Raw genomic sequence first — 16,554 nt, 5'->3', positions numbered from 1 at the left:
AGTTAACGCTGATCAGTGCAGGAACTGGTGTGCTTAAAAGGCGTAATCGGCAGTCACAAAGAACGAGCGCGGCTCGCCCATGATCCATTGTTGGCCGCCATTGTATTGGCTTACGGCGTATTGGCGGTTGAACAAATTGTTCAGTCGCACGCCCAGAGTCGTTTTAGGCAAGGCTTTCCAGCTCACGGTGGCGTCAACCACGGTGTAGCTCGGCAGCTCGACGTTGTTGGCGGTGTCGGCATAGCGTGAATCGACATAACGCACACCTGCGCCGGCGCGCACGTCGTCGGTGATGGCGTTGCTCAGCCACAGGTTGGCGGTACGGCGCGGCACGTCGGTGGGGCGGTTGCCTTTGCGCGACACGCCGTCGTCGTTGAAGGTGTCGTACTCGGCGCGCACGATCGACGCGTTGGCTTGCAGTGCCCAACGGTTGGGCAGTTGCAGGTCAAGGCTGGCTTCCAGGCCATTAGAGGACTGCTCGCCCACTTGCAGGGTGCGAGTCGCGTTGTTGGGGTCGGTGGTCAGCAAGTCCTTTTTGACGATGTGGTACGCCGCCAAGGTCCACTCGCCACGCTGGTTCCAGAACATCTGTTTGAAGCCGATTTCAGTTTGACGCGCATGGGCCAGATCAAAGTTTTGCTGACCTGCGTCCAGGCTGATCAACCCGCCGACGCCATCGACGCTGGTGGCTTGTTGTGCGTAGATCGACATGTCCGGGGTCAGTTCGTACACCAGGCCGACTTTCCAGCTGTTGGCTGACAGGCTGCGGTCACTGCGCGTGGTGTCGCCGTTTGCGGCAAAGTCGTCGCGGTCCAGGTGCACGATGTCACGGCGCACACCGGTGACCAGCGACAGTTGATCGGTCAGCTCAGTGCGGTTTTCGGCGAACAGCGACACCTGTTGCGTGGTGGTGGTGAACTGGTCGCGGTAGGGCGACGCGCTTTGGAATTCGCCGCGATCCGGGTGGTACAGATCAACGGGCTGCCCGTCTGAATCAACATCGTGATACGGCGAGTTGCTGTGCAGGCTGAAGTGGATGCGGTTGTAGTCCATGCCCACCAGGCTTCTGCTTTTAAGCCCGAACAGATCATGGTTGAGGGTGAACGTCTGACGGTCACCGATCTGTTCCTGATCATGCTTGATGCTGAAGTAGCCGCTGCGCAATAACGTTTGACGGTCTTGATCCCAACCGTGGTTCTCGGCGTTCTGCCAACGGCGCTGGGCCTTGAGGTAATACAGGTCGTTGCTGGCGCTCAGGTTGTCGCTGATCTGCCATTCGCTGTTGAGACGTGTCCACTGGTCGTTGTAGTGCAGCTTGGCGTCACGCACGTTGTAGTTCTTGTCACGCAGGCTCTTGTGATAACGGCCATTGATCAACGGCACGCCGAAGTCGTTTTGCGGCTCCTGATCGCCGTAGTCGTGGCTCAGGGTGAACGCCAGGTCATCGGTGGCCTGCCAGCGCAGGGCGGCGCTGATGAAGGTTTTTTGCGAATCACCGTGGTCGATCCAGCCGTTGCTCTGGAGGTGGTTGATGTTCAAGCGATAGCTCAGGGTGTCGGTCAGCGAACCGCCGCTGTCCAGCGCCTGTTGCCGAGTGTCGTAGGAGCCGTAACCGATGCGCACCTGGTTTTCGATGTCGCCGCTGAAGGGCTTTTTCGGGATCACGTTGATCACGGCGCCAGTCGCACCTTCGCCATATAACTCCGAGGCCGGGCCGCGCAGCACGTCGATGCGCTCTACCGACCAGTCGTCCACCGGGAAGGTCACGGTGCCCGCACCGCTGTACATGCGCACGCCGTCGTAAAGCTGCATGACCGAGCCTTCGCCGACGAAGCCCCGGGCCGCATACGCCGAACCGCCGTTGCCGGGCGATCCGGTAAAACTGATGCCGGTCGTGCGGGTCACGGCGTCCTGCACACTGCGGTCCCCGCGTGCGCGAATCTGCTCGCCGGTCAGGTTTTCAACGCTGGCGGGGGTTTGGAGGCTGTTGAGGTTCAGGCGCGAACCGGCGCTGGTGGCGGTTTTGAGGTCAATGTGTTCGGCATCGACTTCAGGCGCGGTAATGGCGGCGGCGGGTAGCATCAGCGACGGCGCAGTGTCATCCGCGTGCGCGTGGTTGATCGCCAACAGGCAAAGGCTGGAAAGCAGGTACTTATTCATCGGGGCGGTCAGTCGCTTTTTTCTGGGGGTATGCCCGCTGCCTCCTGGCGGCGGGTGATGGAGCTTAAATAAAGCCGTTATAAAGTAACAACTCTTTTCGGGCGTTTTATCAGGGCGCCATTATCCCCAAGTCTCTAGACGGGATCTCTCGAAGCATTCACGTTGCCTATGAGTGGCGCTCATGTTGCTGTTTTGAACGAATAATCAGCAGCAAGCGGTCCACGGCCCAGACTGCAAGCAATGAGGCGCCCACCAGCGGGAAGAGGACAGCGAGGAGCAGCATGATCGCTACGCCGGTCTTCCAGGTTGGCAGTGCGTGACGCAGCGGCGGTATGCCTAAACGCCCCTGTGGACGGCGTTTCCACCAGATCACCAGGCCGCTGATCGAGCTGAGCAGAATCATCAGGCACACCAGCAAAATGGCGATTTGATTCAGCGATCCAAAGAGTTTGCCTTCATGCAGCATCACGCCCATTTCCGTGGCGCGTGCGACGTTGCTGTAATGCTGCCAGCGCACGTCGGCCAGCACCTCGCCCGTGTATTGATCGACATGCAGCGTGGCGTCGTTGCGCGGGTCATCGGCAAAGACGGCGACGGTGAAAACCCCTTCAGCGGTGGTCGGCAGGGTGATGCTGTAACCGGGTTCGACGTTGCGCCTGTTCGCGGTGTCGACCACTTGTTGCAGGGTCACGCGCGGTGCGGCGGGGCCGCTGGCGTGAGCAGTGTGGCCACTGTGTTCGGCGTGGGCGCCCGAAAGCGGCATGGGCGTGTTTTCCATGGCCCACGGCACGGTTTGGCGGGTGGCGGTATTAAGGTTGCGCGCTTGCAAGTCCGATTGAGGGACGTTGTTCCACATCGCGGCCGGGAACTGGTTCCACAGGTCGGCATATTGCTTGCCCCAAAAACCGGTCCAGGTCATGCCGCTGATCAACATGAACAGCAGCAAGGCGGCGCCCCAAAAACCTGTTACCGCGTGCAGGTCGCGCCAGAGCACGCGTCCGCGCCGGCTCAAGCGAGGCCATAACACCCCGGCCGCTGATTGCCCGCGCGGCCACCATAAATACAGGCCGGAAATCACCAGCACCACGCCCCAGCCAGCGGCCAGCTCCACCAGCCGGTCGCCGAGGGTGCCGATCATCAACTCGCCATGCAGCGCGCGGGCCACGGCTTGCAGGTTGAGCTTGGCATCTTGCTCGCCCAGTATTTCGCCGCTGTAGGGGTTGATGAACACATTGAGCTCGCGGCCAGCGTTATGAATAACGAACTGGCCGCTGCGTTGCGGGTTGAGCGCTGGCAGGTACTGGCTGATGTGGCCCTGTGGATAAGTGGTTTGGACGCGTTGCAGTTGTTGGTCGGCGCTGAGGCGGTGATGGCCCGGGCTGACGTTGATCAGGTGGTCGTAGAGCAGCGGGTCGAGCTGGGGCTTGAACAGGTAAATAATCCCGGTCAGGGCCAGCAGGATCATGAAGGGGGCGACAAACAGCCCGGCGTAGAAATGCCATCGCCAGGCCAGGTTGTAGAAAGACGGTGTGGGTTGGCTCATGTGAGCGGCTCCGCAAGTTAGCGTGTGTTGTGATTGAAGCCCTCTCCCTGAGGGAGAGGGTTGGGGTCAGAAGGTCACAGGGCTATCAAAAGCTCACATCAATCTTGGTCCACAACGTGCGGCCGGGTTCGTTGATCGGGGTCGGGTCGCTGGCCGGGTAGCCATAGCCCGCGTTGCCTGCCATGTTCAAGTGCTCGCTGTAGTTTTTATCCAGCAGGTTGTCGACCCCGGCGCTGACCTTGAGGTTTTTGTTGAGGCGGTAGGCGCCGTTGAGCGAGAACACACCAAAGCCCGCGCTTTTGTCGTAGTCCTTGCCCACCACGTTGCCAGCGTTGCGATCAATACGGTCCTGGCGCGCGACCACACGCCACAAGGCACCGGCACTCCAGTCGTCCTCGCTGTAGGTCAGACCGAGGCGGGTATCGAGCGGCGGCATTTGTGGCAATGCCTTGCCATCACTGGTGTTTTTACCCCAGGCATAGGCCAGGGTCGCGTCGGCTTTCCAGTGGGACGTCAGCTGGTACGCGGCCCCCAGCTCGCCGCCCATCACGCGCGCGTTGATGTTCTGTGCCTGTGACGAGCCCTTGGCGTAGTCAAACAGGATGTAGTCGCGAATCTCTCCGGCATACACCGAGGCCCACGCCTCCACTTTCTCAGTCTTGTATTGCAGGCCCATGTCGAGCTGGGTGGTTTTTTCGGGCTTGATCGCATCAAATGCGTTCACCGAACCCGCGGGGCCTGAGGTCGGTGAAAACAGCTCCCAATAGTCCGGGAAGCGCTGGGTGTGGCCCACGCCTGCGTAAACGGTGGTGGGGCTGTCGGCCAGGTCGTGCTCATAGCGCACGAAGCCGCTGGGCAGAGTATCGGCGCGGGTTTTATCCAGCGTCGGATTGGGCTTGCTCATCATTCCCGAGCCAATGCGGGCACGAAAGTCCTTGGCTGAGGCACGGTCTATGCGGGCACCCGCAATCACGCGGTCGCGGTCAGCGGCGTACCAGGTCAGTTCGCCAAAGGCGCCATAGTTGTGGAAGTCAGCGTCTTTGCTCCAGTTCTGATCCTTGTAGGTGTTGATGCCCATGCCCATGCGTTTACGGTGTTCGTTGGTTTGCGCGTCGAGGCCGCTGATCAACTGGTAGTCGGCCCAGCGCCAAGTGGCCTTGATCCGTGCACCGAGGGTGCGGCGGTCGACGTTGGACGCCATCGGCCCCGCCATCATGCCGGTGCCCGACGGGGTGCGCAGGGTGTAGTTGTCCATCACGTGGTCGGCGTAGTTGTAGTAAACCTGCGCTTCGATCTTGTCGAGCACCTCGCCGATGTTGGACTTTTCAAAGCGCAGGCCCAGGCTTTCGCGCTTGTATTGGCTGCCGTCCATGCCGCGTCCTGCCGAACGCGCTTCGCCATCGCCCTTGCCTGCGGTGAGTTCCAGCAGCGTGTCGGCGTCGGGGGTCCAGCCCAGGGCGATGTCGCCATTCCATTTGTCATAGCGCGAGGGCACGGTGTCGCCATTGCCGTCTTTGTAATCGTCAGAGTGTGCGGTGTTGCCGATCACCCTGACATAGCCCAGCGGGCCACCGGCGGCGGCGTCGATGGTTTTGTCAAAGCGGCCGTTGGAGCCGGCCAGCACGCTGGCATTGACCCGTGTGCCCAGTTCGCCAAAGTGCTCTGGTTCACGTTCAAACAGGATCGTGCCTGCCGAGGCACCCGGTCCCCAGAGCACGGTTTGCGGGCCTTTAATGACCGTCAGTTTGTCGTAGGTTTCCGGCGAGATGTAGGAGGTGGGTGCATCCATGCGGCCGGGGCAGGCACCGAGCATCATGCCGCCGTTGGTGAGGATGTTGAGCCGTGAGCCGAACATGCCGCGCAACACCGGGTCACCGTTGGTGCCGCCGTTGCGGATCAGGGCGAAGCCGGGAATGGTCTTCAGGTAATCGCCGCCGTCACTGGCGGGCACCGGCTGGCGCGGGTCTTTGGGGTTGGTGACGATGGTCAGCGGCGAGCTGGGAGCTACCGCGGTGACCACGGTCGGGCTGAGTTCACGCACGTGTGTGGCGTGTGCATCTACCGGCTCAGCAGCCAGCGCCGCGGGTGCAAACACTGCGCAACACAGGGCGCTGAGGGCGAAAGGAAACACCGTTTGGGCGTGAGGCAAACGGGAGGCAGCAGTAAAACGGGACATAAGCATTCCAATATTCAAGCGAATACAACTCGGCCACCTACCTGCGGCTGTCTACAGCAGCGCATACAGGGGGGCACGGGGGTTGATGTGGTGTCGTTGCTTAAAGGAATACAGGCGGGGCGCGGGAGCGAGCGCCGGGGAACACCGGTTGGCGGGCATGCCCTAGCCGTGGGTTGGACGCCAGGTACGTTTTGGGGGCTGGCGTATCGAACAGGACCAGATCAACGGCACCGGGCAGTGCGGGGCAACTGAACAGCAGCGTGCAATAGCCGCACTTTTCCCAGAGCGCGTGATGGTCCTCGGGCGGTTGCTGAGGCTCTGCGTGTTCGCTGTGCGCAGCCATGCGCATGTCCATCGGCATGGGCATGGAGGCGTGATGATCCATCGGCATCGCTTGGGAAATCAGCGGGCCGATGAAGATCATCAACATGGCAAACAGGCTCAGCCAACTGCCGCGAATCTGCGACATGGGCGGCCTGGCGCGAGACGCGCGCACCGGGTTTAAAAACCTTGGCCGTTAGTGGGCGTGCAGGTGTTCCATGCTGGCGGCTGGGGGTTGTTTTTGCACATTCACGTCCACGTGCACCGCACCTGCCTTTTCAAAGTTCAGGGTCAGCGGGAAGTGTTTACCGTCCTGCAGCAGGCTGCGGTCTTTGAGGTTGAACAGCATCACGTGATAGGCCATTGGCGCGAACGTGAGAGTGCCGCCTGCCGGGATATCAACCGTGGGCACATGCTGCATTTTCATCAGGTCGCCCTGCATGACGTGTTCATGAATCTCGGCTTTTTCGGCAATTGGCGTCTCGGCACTCAGCAAACGGTCAGCGCTGTTGCCGGTGTTTTTGATGACGAAATACGCCGCCACAGTGGGCGCATTCGGTGGCAACTCTTGTGACCACGGGTGAGCAATTTGCAGTGCGCCGACTTTATATTCGTGGGCGTTGGCAAAGCAGGCAGGCAATAACACAGCCGCCGCAATCAGGGCGTGCTTGACCAGTGACAGGTTCAACATGGCAGTTCTCCGGAACGATTCAAACGCAAAGGGGTTGCGAGGCTGAATCAGACCAGAGGCGAGGCGCGGGGGTTGAGGCTCGGCCATTGCTGGCGCGGGGTGGGGCGCTTCAGGTGGTCGGCGATCAGGCTGTGGCCATGCTCGATGGCGGCGAAATACAGCGTGGGGATATGCGCCGGCAAGGCGACTAACGGCGCCGAGCCTGAGCAGCACCAGCAGTGCTGCATCGTCGAGTGATCGTCTTTTTGGCTGTCGCCAGCGTCAACTTTGCCTAACGACACGGCCACCATCTGGGTGCCGGTAGAAGTGCAAAAGCTGCTCCACATGAACTGTTCGGTGGGGGCCGAGGTGGCATCAGTCATCGCGCCTGCCATCGACATGGCGAGCATGTTGAATAGCACTGCAAAGCAGGCGATCCAGGCAAATGCAAAGCGTTGTCGTGACATGACGGGTTCCGTGAGTTACGCGACCAAGGCGGCTATTTAGCCTGAATGGTGAGCGTAAGTAAAAAGAGCGCGTGCGGCGAAGTGTCGCTAGATACCGTGGCGCAGCCTCAGGCTGCGCTCGCGTGCAGTTTGAGTCCCAGTGCTTTCATGACTTTGATGACAGTCGCGAACTCCGGATTGCCACTGCTGCCGAGTGCTTTGTAGAGGCTCTCGCGGCCCAGCCCTGTGTCCCGAGATAGCTGGCTCATGCCTTGAGCGCGAGCGATATCGTTAAGTGCAGCGCGAATCAGACTGCCGTCACCTGGGTCTTGCTCGAAGCATGCATCGAGATAGGCCGCCATTTCTTCACGGCTTTTCAAGTAATCAACGGTATCGAAACGGGTAAGTTGCTCGGTCATGGTTCAGCCCTCATTACCCAACATATGCCCACAGGCTCGCAGTCAGCGAAATGGCCTAATCCTGCGGCTCGGATGCGAGCCAGAATACGTGCTTGCCCAACCTTGTCTTTTAACGCGCTTAGCCATTTTGAGCATTCATGGGTGTGTTCGAAATTTATCATGTGGCGAATCGTATCCCTCGGGATACACCCACGCCATCAATTACACATTCAAAAATATTTTTTCTGTTTCAATGCCTCCAGCACATCCCTCACCGTCCAAAACTCCCGGTCTACCTTCGCCAGTGCCGGGCGCTTGAGTATCAACACGGGCACCCCACGCTCACGGGCGATTTGCAATTTGGGTTCGGTGGCGCTGCTGCCGCTGTTCTTGCTGATCAGTACGTCGATGTGGCGCTGCTCAAACAGCAACCGTTCGTCCTCAATCCTGAACGGACCGCGTGCGCCGATGACTTCACAGCGCTCATTGCCGGGATACGGGTCCAGCGCGCGCAAGGTCCAGAACTGATCGGCTGGAATCTCATGCAGGTGCGCCAGCGGTTCTTTGCCCAAGGTAAACAGCGGTCGTTTGAACGGTGTGAGGGCGGCCACCAGTTCGGCCCAGTCGGCAACTTCACGCCAGTCATCAGCGGCCTGGGCCTGCCAGGCCGGGCGGCGCAAGGCCCAGCACGCAATGGCGCAGCAGCGGGCCGCCTCGGCCGCGTTGTGGCTGATTTGCGCGGCATACGGGTGGGTCGCATCCAGCAGCAGGTCGATGCGTTGCTCGCGAATGTACTGTGCCAATCCTTCTGCGCCGCCATACCCCCCGACCCGCACTTGGCAGTGCAAGTCAGTGGGTACGCGGCCCATACCCGCCAGGCTGTAAACGTGTTGCGGCCCCAGCGTGCGGGCAATGGCCAGTGCTTCGGTGACCCCGCCGAGTAATAAAATGCGCGTCATGTAAAGGCTCCGGCGTGGCCAACGATGACCCCTTGACGGTCGATGGCGAAGACTTCGACTTGCACCTGCGCAGGCACCACGCTGCGGGCAAAATTGAGTGCGTGCTGGCACACAGCGTCTCCGAGCGCGATGCCCGCCGCGCTGGCCATGGCCAAGGCTTGCTGGCTGGTATTGGCCGCACGGATAGCGGCTTGCAACTCAGCGTCGGCGCCAATGGCGGCGGCCCATTGCGCCAACTGCGCCAAGTCGATACTGGAATGGCGGCTGTGCAAATCCATGTGGCCGGCGGCCAGTTTGCTGATTTTTCCGAAGCCGCCGCACAGGCTCAACTTATCCACAGGGACTTTGCGCAGGTGCTTGAGCACCGCCCCCACAAAGTCGCCCATTTCGATCAGGGCGATTTCCGGCAAGTGGTACACGCGGCGCATGGTGTCTTCGCTGGCATTGCCGGTGCAGGCGGCAATGTGCAGATAGCCATTGGTTTTGGCCACGTCGATGCCTTGATGGATTGAGGCGATGTAGGCCGCACAGGAGAATGGGCGCACGATGCCGCTGGTGCCCAAAATCGACAGCCCGCCCAGAATCCCCAACCGTGGATTCATGGTTTTGAGCGCCAGCGATTCACCATCGCGCACGTTGACCGTGACTTCAAACCCGCCGCCGTAACCGTGCTCTGCGGCCAATTGCAGCAAGTGATCGCTGATCATCTTGCGCGGCACCGGGTTGATCGCAGGCTCGCCTACAGCCAGCACCAGGCCGGGGCGCGTCACGGTGCCAACGCCCTGACCGGCGACAAACGAGATGCCCGCCTGCGGTAGCAGGCGCACATGCGAATACAACAGCGCCCCATGGGTCACATCTGGGTCGTCGCCTGCGTCCTTGAGGGTTCCGGCTTCGGCACCCTGCGTGTGAAGGCGGCAGAATTCCAGGCGCATGGTCACGACTTTGCCCTTGGGCAGGGTGATTTCAACCGCGTCATGGCTTATGCCACTCAGCAGCAGGCGGGCGGCGGCCAGGCTGGTCGCCGTCGCGCAGCTACCAGTGGTCAGACCGCTGCGCAGCGGTGCGGGTTGTTCGGCGGTTTCGTCACGCATCAAGGGCTTTGGTCACGTCTAAAAGGGTTATCGGCAGTGCTTGGCGCCAGGTGTCGAAGTCGCCCAAGGGCTGCGCCTGGGCGATATGAATGCGCGTCAGCTCACCGCCATGTTGTTCGCGCCAGCTCATCAGCAACAGTTCACTTTGCAGGGTTACGGCATTGGCCACTAGCCGCCCGCCGGGCTTGAGCTGCTGCCAACAGGTGTCGAGCACGCCTTCACGGGTCACGCCGCCGCCGATAAAAATGGCGTCCGGTCGCTCCAGTCCGTCGAGCGCCTGCGGGGCTTTGCCGCGAATCAATTGCAGGCCGGGCACGCCCAGCGCGTCGCGGTTGTGTTCGATCAGCGATTGGCGGCCGCTGTCCGCCTCAATGGCCACGGTGCGACAGCTGGTGTAGCAGCGCATCCATTCGATGCCGATGGAACCGCTGCCCGCGCCCACGTCCCACAGCAGTTGACCGGGTAAGGGTGCGAGGCGGGCGAGGGTGATAGCGCGCACATCGCGTTTGGTCAGTTGGCCGTCATGCTTGAAAGCGCTGTCGGGCAGGCCGCCGATACGCGACAGCGGTTGTGCGCTGGCATCGGCCACACAGTCGATTGCCAGCACATTCAGATCGGCGAGGGGCGGGTTTTCCCAGTCGGCGGCGCACGCCTGGACGCGTCGTTCGGTCGGGCCGCCCAGATGTTCAAGCACGCACAGGCGGCTAGGCCCAAAGCCTTGCTCGCGCAACAGCGCTGCGATGGCGGCGGGGCTGCTGGCGTCATTGCTCAATACCAGCAGGCGTACACCACTGTGCAAGTGGGCGTTGAGGGCGGCGAGGGGACGCGCCACCACCGATAACGTGATCACATCCTGTAAGGCCCAGCCCAAGCGTGCGGCGGCCAATGAAAACGAAGAAGGTGACGGCAATATTTGCATTTCATCGCCGGGAACGGTGCGCGCCAGGCTGGCGCCCACGCCGAACAGCATGGGATCGCCACTGGCCAGCACACAGACCGGCTTGCCACGAAGCGCCAGCACGGGCGTGAGTGAAAAGGGGCTTGGCCAGCGTTGGCGTTCGGCACGCATACACACAGGCAGCAGATCCAGCTGACGCTGGCTGCCCATCACTGTGCTCGCGCTCAACAGCGCTCGCCGGGCGTTTTTGCCCAGACCGCTGAAGCCGTCTTCACCGATTCCCACAACTGTTAGCCAGGGCGCCATGCCAATCCTCATGTTCAAGATCAATCTGTCTGCTCGCCGTACCGATCAAAGGCCGGGCGATAAGGGCCACATGATACGCGGCTTGACGCGGAGCTGCCCTTGCGTGTGGTCGCTCAGCGTGCAGACGGGGGTATACCGATATGCACATGCTTACAAAAGCGCGCCTGATGCACTAACTATGTAACGCATGCCTGATCACGCAGGTGGGTAGCGTCTGAGTTCTTTTTCAGGAATACCCCATGAACCTGACAGGACATTCTTTTTATGCTTCGCAGTCCCTGCAAGACACCTTTCGCAGCGGGCTTGCGGCCGCTGAGTCATCAGGTGTCATTACTGCACTTGAGGGCGCGTGGTTAAAACAGGTGCTTGAGGATGACACCGGGCTTTGGGCCAATAGCCTGTTTGTATCCCGACATCAGTCCCGACCTGCGCTGTTGGCTGGCGCTTACATGCTCCGAGACAATGCTTGCCCGGATGAATATGTGTTTTTACTGACAGTACTGGGCGGGTTAGAGCGATACGTCAATGTCGATGCTTTGCGTCATGGGCTTGAACAGGCACTGGATGATCCGGTCAAGCGCGTTGAATGGCTGCATGTGGTCCCGGTAGATGTTCGGCCGGCGTTGGCGCAACCCGGTCAGATCCAGTTACTGACTCAACCCTTGTCATTGTCGATCAAGGCTCACGCCAGCCAGAGCATGGCTGGCTTAGTGCAACAAAGTCAGGAGGACACACTCGCGTCACTGGTCGCTGTCCCGTCCTTGCGTTCTTTGCTGGATGCCCAACTGAAGGTGCAGCTGGAGCGAGCGTTTGCGGGGCAATCGTTAGACGCTCATAGCATTCGGGTTCACAGCACCCGGCGGGGGGCTCATTCTTCTGTGCCCAGTGAAACAGTGACCAGCCTGAGCAGTGTCGCCCTGGATTTTTTCGTCAAGGGCCAGCTGGCGGCGGATGAGAATCACAGATTCTCTGGCCCGTTTATTCAGCATGTCCAGGATGACGATGACACGTTGCTGACCCGATTTACCGGCGTATTACGGGCTGCAACCGAGCAACTGCCCATGCAGATGAATGAGGCTTTGGCAGATTATTGGCGCGAAGCGCAGGCACCTAAACCCACCGCGCACGCTTATTGTGTCGCCCGGTTAAGGGATATTTTTTTTCAGCACGCCGTGCAGGCACATCATGCCGGGGAAATAAGCGCCGAACAGTTCCTGGATTTGAAGCAGCTGGCGTCCGGTGCAAGTGGTCCCCGTAAGATCCAGGCGATCCGGTTACGGGTGTTCCAAGTGGACGGGGCCGAGGTGTTGCTCTGTGCACTGTTGGGGATTTTTGTTCCGGGCCAAACCTCGGAGGTGTTTTTGTTCAGCGCATCGACGGGTTTGACAAAGCTGTCCTCTCGCGCCCGGCTCAAGGCGTATGTGCTAAATCCACTCAGGGACCCTTCGGCATACGAGTCCATTGCACATCACGCCCCCCTGGATCAGCAGGCGTTGTTGGCGGGTATGTCTGCGCCGCGTCTGAGCGTCGAAAATATCGAAGGTGATGTGTTCGACCAATGCATGCTGGATATTCGCCTCAAACAAGCTCGCGACTTTGGCTACTTGTTGCACCAATATCAGGTTCAAACTCAAGTGCTGGCGGCGTTGGACCATGCGCTTGATATTCGAGGCCTGATCGACCCCGCATTTTTGCGGCGCAATACCCAAGGCCGCTGGGACAGTCGTTTTGTGCCCAATACCAATGGGTTAAGGCTGTCGTGCAACGACAATGGCGGCCTGGCAGACTTGCTCAGCCTCAAGCTGCCAATAGTGCAAGCGCAGCGCGATGCACTGCTGCGACACTGGCCAACACCTCGTTCAGCTGCCCGACAGCAGTTGTTGGAACCCTTGATGCGAGCAGGGCACGCTGGACTGGATATTACCCATACTGTGGTCCAGATTTTCGACAGGCCCCCACAGGCCCCGGGTGCAGTGGTGCATCGTGCGAGTTCGCTGGTTGATGCATTTTTAGAGCATTTTACGGGGCGCCATGCTTTTCCCCTTGATCCTGCGCACATTCAGGTCGGGGTGACATCGAAGGTCAGTGACGAAGTAAAGCCGCTAAAAAAATTCGGCGGGACCAAGTTGCTGACGGTGCTGGACCAGGCGGTAAAGAATTTTGCCCCGCATTATCAGCAACAGCTAACGGCATTCTTTTTTGCCCGGCGCAACCCGCTGGCAGATGACTCTCTGGCGAGTCGGTTGGCGATGTTAAGGATGGTGATGCTACGTGCTGAAGTACGCCTCAACTATCTGGACAACAGTCTGAGTTTGACTGACCAGGCAATTGTCAAAACCGTTCTGGGTTATCCGGTGAGTACTGCCCGACCTGCTCTCAAGCATTTCGTGCCCGATGTTTATCGCTTCTCGTTGGCACTGGGAGGCATGCTAAACGCAGTGGCCGTGGCCAATTGTTTTCTGGTCACCGAGCGTGGAGGGTTGGAGTCGATCCATGCGGGTCGCGCGATTATCTGGACGCCGCTCCTGGGTTTTGAGGGGTTCGAATCTCTGGACGTTTGTCGCGCCGGGCTTGAGGCGCGTTGGCTGGACAAGACCTTGCGCGGGGGGCTGCTGAACCATGTGAGCTGCGCGGAACAACCGTTGGTCGAGGCGTATTTGGACCGGCAGCAAGACGGACACCCCGCAGAGCGTGAGCCGTGGCTTTATTTTGACCGGATCGAATCTGACTTTGTGCGCGATAGCCAAAACCTGGCCATTGGCAAAATGCTTAAAGACGCCGATTACCTGTGCCTGCGCGCGCACGAGGCAAAGATGAGTGCGCAAGCGTTTGAGAATATGGCGCTAAGTCAGCTGGTTGAGGGGCGTGCCGGGGTCACATTTGGTTATGCGCAAGCCTTGGCAGATGCACAAGTGTTCAAGGCTTCGCTGCCTGACTGGCTGAAAAATGCCTCGGCAGATGAGCAACTGCAATACGCCAACCTGCTTCAACGCTATCAATATGTTGTGCAGGGAAAAGGCTACTACCTGCGAGACATTCCTGACATCAACGACTATTCAAGAACACACCTCAAGGCGCGCCTGCTCGTAGACTTCCCCGGCCTTGTGCTTGACCCCGATGCTATTGAGGTGGTGGTTGATACTTACGATGCGGCGCCGGTTCTTGTTGGCAGTACACCGTCTTTTTTACCGGCGGCCACCTCTCGTGAAGTCCAGACCCTCACACAGTTTGCGCTCAACGGTTTTTATCGACTGGTGGGCGGGGCGATTTTTTTACGCTCAAGCAATGGAGCCGCGTTACCGGTAGCGCTGGACGCCGGCTACCTCAAGCGTATGGTCAGAAAATTGGACATAGGGGGGGCGTACCAACAGGTGTTGAAAACCCGGTTGGCCCCAGGGCATGAAGGGGTCGCTTTGCGCCAGCATCAGTTTGCCGAACAGCTCGTTTTGCAAACATTGGAGCAAGGGCTGCAAGGAAAGCTCAGTGGCAGGCTCAGCGAGACCGCTTATCGTTATCTGGAGCATGTGCTGAGCCGCCCAGACGGAACAGCGCGCGAGGCGCTCACGGATGTTGCGGTCATCATTAAACCCCTGGAGCTCATAGCGGATACCGGGCGAGAGCCGGACCCGGCAACCGGTATTTACATGATTGGCCCGTTGGGCGCTCAAACCGGGCCGTGCCTGCTGTGGGTGATGTACAGCCAGCGTTTTTCGTTGACCGAATATGCCAGCGAAACGGCTGTGTTGGCTGATATACACAGCAGTGCCGCGTTGCAAACCCTGCTGTTGCAGCGTCTGCCCGCCAGTGAGCACAAAACTTACGCCAACGGTGGTTTTGTCGAGCCACACTTACCGCGCTATATCGATTCAACGGTGTTGGGTGACCTGTCAACACCGGCACCTGTCACGCTGGCCAGTCGGCCCATCGCGGGGAATCTGTTTCTACAGCTCTACAGCGACAACTACCATTTACTGTTGGCGATGGCGGCCTTGCAGTCCAAAACCACTGCCGAGAAAGACTGGGAGTCGTTTAAGTATTTGCTTACGTTGGTGGTCAGCACCGCAATCATGTTCGTGCCTGGCAAATTGAGTATTCCATTCGTTGTTTGGCAAGGTGTTGGCTTGGCGCGTGAAGGGGTCGCGTCCTTTAAAAAAGGTGACTGGGTCTTATCGGTTGAGCAGTTTGCACTCGCCTTGGTGATGTTGGCCTCAAGCCGGCGCACGCTTCATCCTGGCCTTGAAAACAGCACCGTGACCTTAAAACCGGCGCAGCGCAGGTTGCCCTCTGAGACACAGACCACGCGTGAAAAACAGCAAGCGGCGCTTACGCCTTTCCAGGCCAATGACATTGCTCTGAGAGACCTGAATAAGGACCTCGACAGCCAGATCTACAGCGATCCGCGATCGGGCCTTAAATATGTGCACTGGCGAGGGCAAGTGTTTCGCATTTACCCGTGGCGCCAGCGGTGGCGCATTTATATGGGTGAGCACCGTGAAGGGCCATTGATCAAACTCAACACTCAACAGGTCTGGGAGGTAGATGCAGACGAGTTTCTGTTCGGGGGCGCCGTACTTTCGCGGCTGGACGGCTATACCAACCTGGCGGTAAATGCGCTGAGTTATGAAATCCGAGCCATTGGCATGGAAAGTATTGAGCGGCGCTACCCCCACAAGGCACTTGCCATCCGCGAGGCTCATTCAATGGCGATCGGTTATTTGCAACGCAGCAGGCGTGCGTTGCAAACGTTGCATGGGCCAGACGCAGAGGCTGTACAAAATCGTCAATGGATCTCCCGTTTCTTTGATGTAGGCAGTGTCGATCAAGCCCTGGAAGATCAGCTCAGTCGCGCTTTCGACGACATGCTTGCGCGTTTTATGCACCCCGAAATGTCGCCACACACGTCCAATAAGTACGTGGTGTGCCGGTCTCGATTCGGTTCGCATTCCTCAGCCTTTGTCAACCGATTGGATGGAGCCAAGCGTGTGTACTTGACCGAGGAGTTTTTCAGCCCGGTGTTTGAGCAGCCGTATCTGTTGAGCCATCCCTACCTGAAACAAACAGTTCCCCCCTTTCCAGTCAGCCGCCAGCTGCAGGCATCATTTCTGCTGCACGAAATAACGCATCAGGTATTGGGTACTGAAGACATTCATTATTTGAACGCGGGCTTTCCCTATCTGGACTTGTTCGACACGAGCGAGCCTCTTGGGCGTGAGTTGAAAGATATGACCGAAACCTTCCAGCAATGCCACACCCCCCAATTACCCCTCGAACATATTTTTCAAAAGCTTGATCCCGACACGATGGGGTGGTCGGACATACCGTCAGGACCTGCCAAGGCGAAGGTCAAAAGTATTGCCGGCGTGAACACGCTGGAAGAAGCGCGGCAGGTTTTCAAACATGATCCTGCCAAACGCGTCGACTTAATGTTGGCCAATGCCGATACAGTCGTTTTGCTGTTATTGCGTTTGGGGCGTAATTACCCCGTATCCGCGTAACGTCGGGGTAGCCCCTGTCATTCCGTCCGGCAAGCTTTTCATGCTGTTGTCCAAAGCAGGCATAATACGCGCCCTCAAAGAGCGTACT

At 59.2% G+C, this 16,554-nt stretch carries 11 protein-coding genes; 1 reads left to right on the top strand and 10 read right to left on the bottom strand.

All coding sequences use genetic code 11. The annotated features are described in order from the left end of the window. Positions 1-33: 33 nt before the first annotated feature. From GYN01_RS14090 to cbiE, 10 genes are all read right to left on the bottom strand, one after another. Entirely contained in the window at positions 34-2,160 is a 2,127-nt protein-coding gene (locus tag GYN01_RS14090) for a TonB-dependent receptor (RefSeq protein WP_203307333.1), read from the bottom strand. 166 nt (positions 2,161-2,326) lie between these two features. Then, positions 2,327-3,703: a PepSY-associated TM helix domain-containing protein gene (locus tag GYN01_RS14085; protein WP_048364383.1), complete on the bottom strand. Its 1,377-nt coding sequence runs from the start codon at positions 3,701-3,703 to the stop codon at positions 2,327-2,329. Between the two features lie 85 nt (positions 3,704-3,788). After that, the gene (locus GYN01_RS14080; RefSeq protein WP_048364382.1) at positions 3,789-5,879 is read right to left on the bottom strand and encodes a TonB-dependent copper receptor; all 2,091 of its coding nucleotides are present in this window, start codon (positions 5,877-5,879) and stop codon (positions 3,789-3,791) included. A 100-nt stretch (positions 5,880-5,979) separates the two neighbouring features. Next, positions 5,980-6,348: a DUF2946 domain-containing protein gene (locus GYN01_RS14075; RefSeq protein WP_048400437.1), complete on the bottom strand. Its 369-nt coding sequence runs from the start codon at positions 6,346-6,348 to the stop codon at positions 5,980-5,982. A 48-nt stretch (positions 6,349-6,396) separates the two neighbouring features. Next, on the bottom strand, positions 6,397-6,891 hold the full coding sequence (locus GYN01_RS14070; protein ID WP_048364380.1) for a copper chaperone PCu(A)C: 495 nt from the start codon (positions 6,889-6,891) through the stop codon (positions 6,397-6,399). A 47-nt stretch (positions 6,892-6,938) separates the two neighbouring features. After that, on the bottom strand, positions 6,939-7,337 hold the full coding sequence (locus GYN01_RS14065) for a DUF2946 domain-containing protein (protein WP_048364379.1): 399 nt from the start codon (positions 7,335-7,337) through the stop codon (positions 6,939-6,941). Between the two features lie 107 nt (positions 7,338-7,444). Further along, on the bottom strand, positions 7,445-7,735 hold the full coding sequence (locus tag GYN01_RS14060; RefSeq protein ID WP_203307332.1) for an addiction module antidote protein: 291 nt from the start codon (positions 7,733-7,735) through the stop codon (positions 7,445-7,447). A 209-nt stretch (positions 7,736-7,944) separates the two neighbouring features. Then, positions 7,945-8,673, bottom strand: a complete 729-nt coding sequence (locus tag GYN01_RS14055) for a cobalt-precorrin-6A reductase (protein WP_203307331.1) — start codon at positions 8,671-8,673, stop codon at positions 7,945-7,947. Continuing rightward, positions 8,670-9,767: a cobalt-precorrin-5B (C(1))-methyltransferase gene (locus GYN01_RS14050; protein WP_203307330.1), complete on the bottom strand. Its 1,098-nt coding sequence runs from the start codon at positions 9,765-9,767 to the stop codon at positions 8,670-8,672. The genes GYN01_RS14055 and GYN01_RS14050 overlap by 4 nt, the downstream gene beginning before the upstream one ends. After that, a complete protein-coding gene (gene cbiE, locus GYN01_RS14045) occupies positions 9,760-10,971 on the bottom strand; it encodes a precorrin-6y C5,15-methyltransferase (decarboxylating) subunit CbiE (RefSeq protein ID WP_203307329.1) in 1,212 nt (403 codons plus the stop codon). Before cbiE ends, GYN01_RS14050 begins: the two co-directional genes overlap by 8 nt. 239 nt (positions 10,972-11,210) lie before the next feature. Between cbiE and GYN01_RS14040 the strand changes: the two genes are divergently transcribed. Beyond that, positions 11,211-16,466 (top strand): dermonecrotic toxin domain-containing protein, encoded by a 5,256-nt coding sequence (locus tag GYN01_RS14040; RefSeq protein WP_203307328.1) that lies wholly within the window; start codon positions 11,211-11,213, stop codon positions 16,464-16,466. The last annotated feature ends 88 nt before the right edge of the window (positions 16,467-16,554 follow it).

The organism is Pseudomonas weihenstephanensis, from assembly GCF_016812185.1.
Classification (GTDB): Bacteria; Pseudomonadota; Gammaproteobacteria; order Pseudomonadales; family Pseudomonadaceae; genus Aquipseudomonas; species Aquipseudomonas weihenstephanensis.
This window is presented reverse-complemented; position numbering and strand designations above follow the sequence as displayed.

What these genes read in the sequence shown, in the direction of transcription:
- GYN01_RS14090 (WP_203307333.1), bottom strand. Translation starts at nt 2,160, where the DNA reads ATGAATAAGTACCTGCTTTCCAGCCTTTGCCTGTTGGCGATCAACCAC.
- GYN01_RS14085 (WP_048364383.1), bottom strand. Translation starts at nt 3,703, where the DNA reads ATGAGCCAACCCACACCGTCTTTCTACAACCTGGCCTGGCGATGGCAT.
- GYN01_RS14080 (WP_048364382.1), bottom strand. Translation starts at nt 5,879, where the DNA reads ATGTCCCGTTTTACTGCTGCCTCCCGTTTGCCTCACGCCCAAACGGTG.
- GYN01_RS14075 (WP_048400437.1), bottom strand. Translation starts at nt 6,348, where the DNA reads ATGTCGCAGATTCGCGGCAGTTGGCTGAGCCTGTTTGCCATGTTGATG.
- GYN01_RS14070 (WP_048364380.1), bottom strand. Translation starts at nt 6,891, where the DNA reads ATGTTGAACCTGTCACTGGTCAAGCACGCCCTGATTGCGGCGGCTGTG.
- GYN01_RS14065 (WP_048364379.1), bottom strand. Translation starts at nt 7,337, where the DNA reads ATGTCACGACAACGCTTTGCATTTGCCTGGATCGCCTGCTTTGCAGTG.
- GYN01_RS14060 (WP_203307332.1), bottom strand. Translation starts at nt 7,735, where the DNA reads ATGACCGAGCAACTTACCCGTTTCGATACCGTTGATTACTTGAAAAGC.
- GYN01_RS14055 (WP_203307331.1), bottom strand. Translation starts at nt 8,673, where the DNA reads ATGACGCGCATTTTATTACTCGGCGGGGTCACCGAAGCACTGGCCATT.
- GYN01_RS14050 (WP_203307330.1), bottom strand. Translation starts at nt 9,767, where the DNA reads ATGCGTGACGAAACCGCCGAACAACCCGCACCGCTGCGCAGCGGTCTG.
- cbiE (WP_203307329.1), bottom strand. Translation starts at nt 10,971, where the DNA reads ATGGCGCCCTGGCTAACAGTTGTGGGAATCGGTGAAGACGGCTTCAGC.
- GYN01_RS14040 (WP_203307328.1), top strand. Translation starts at nt 11,211, where the DNA reads ATGAACCTGACAGGACATTCTTTTTATGCTTCGCAGTCCCTGCAAGAC.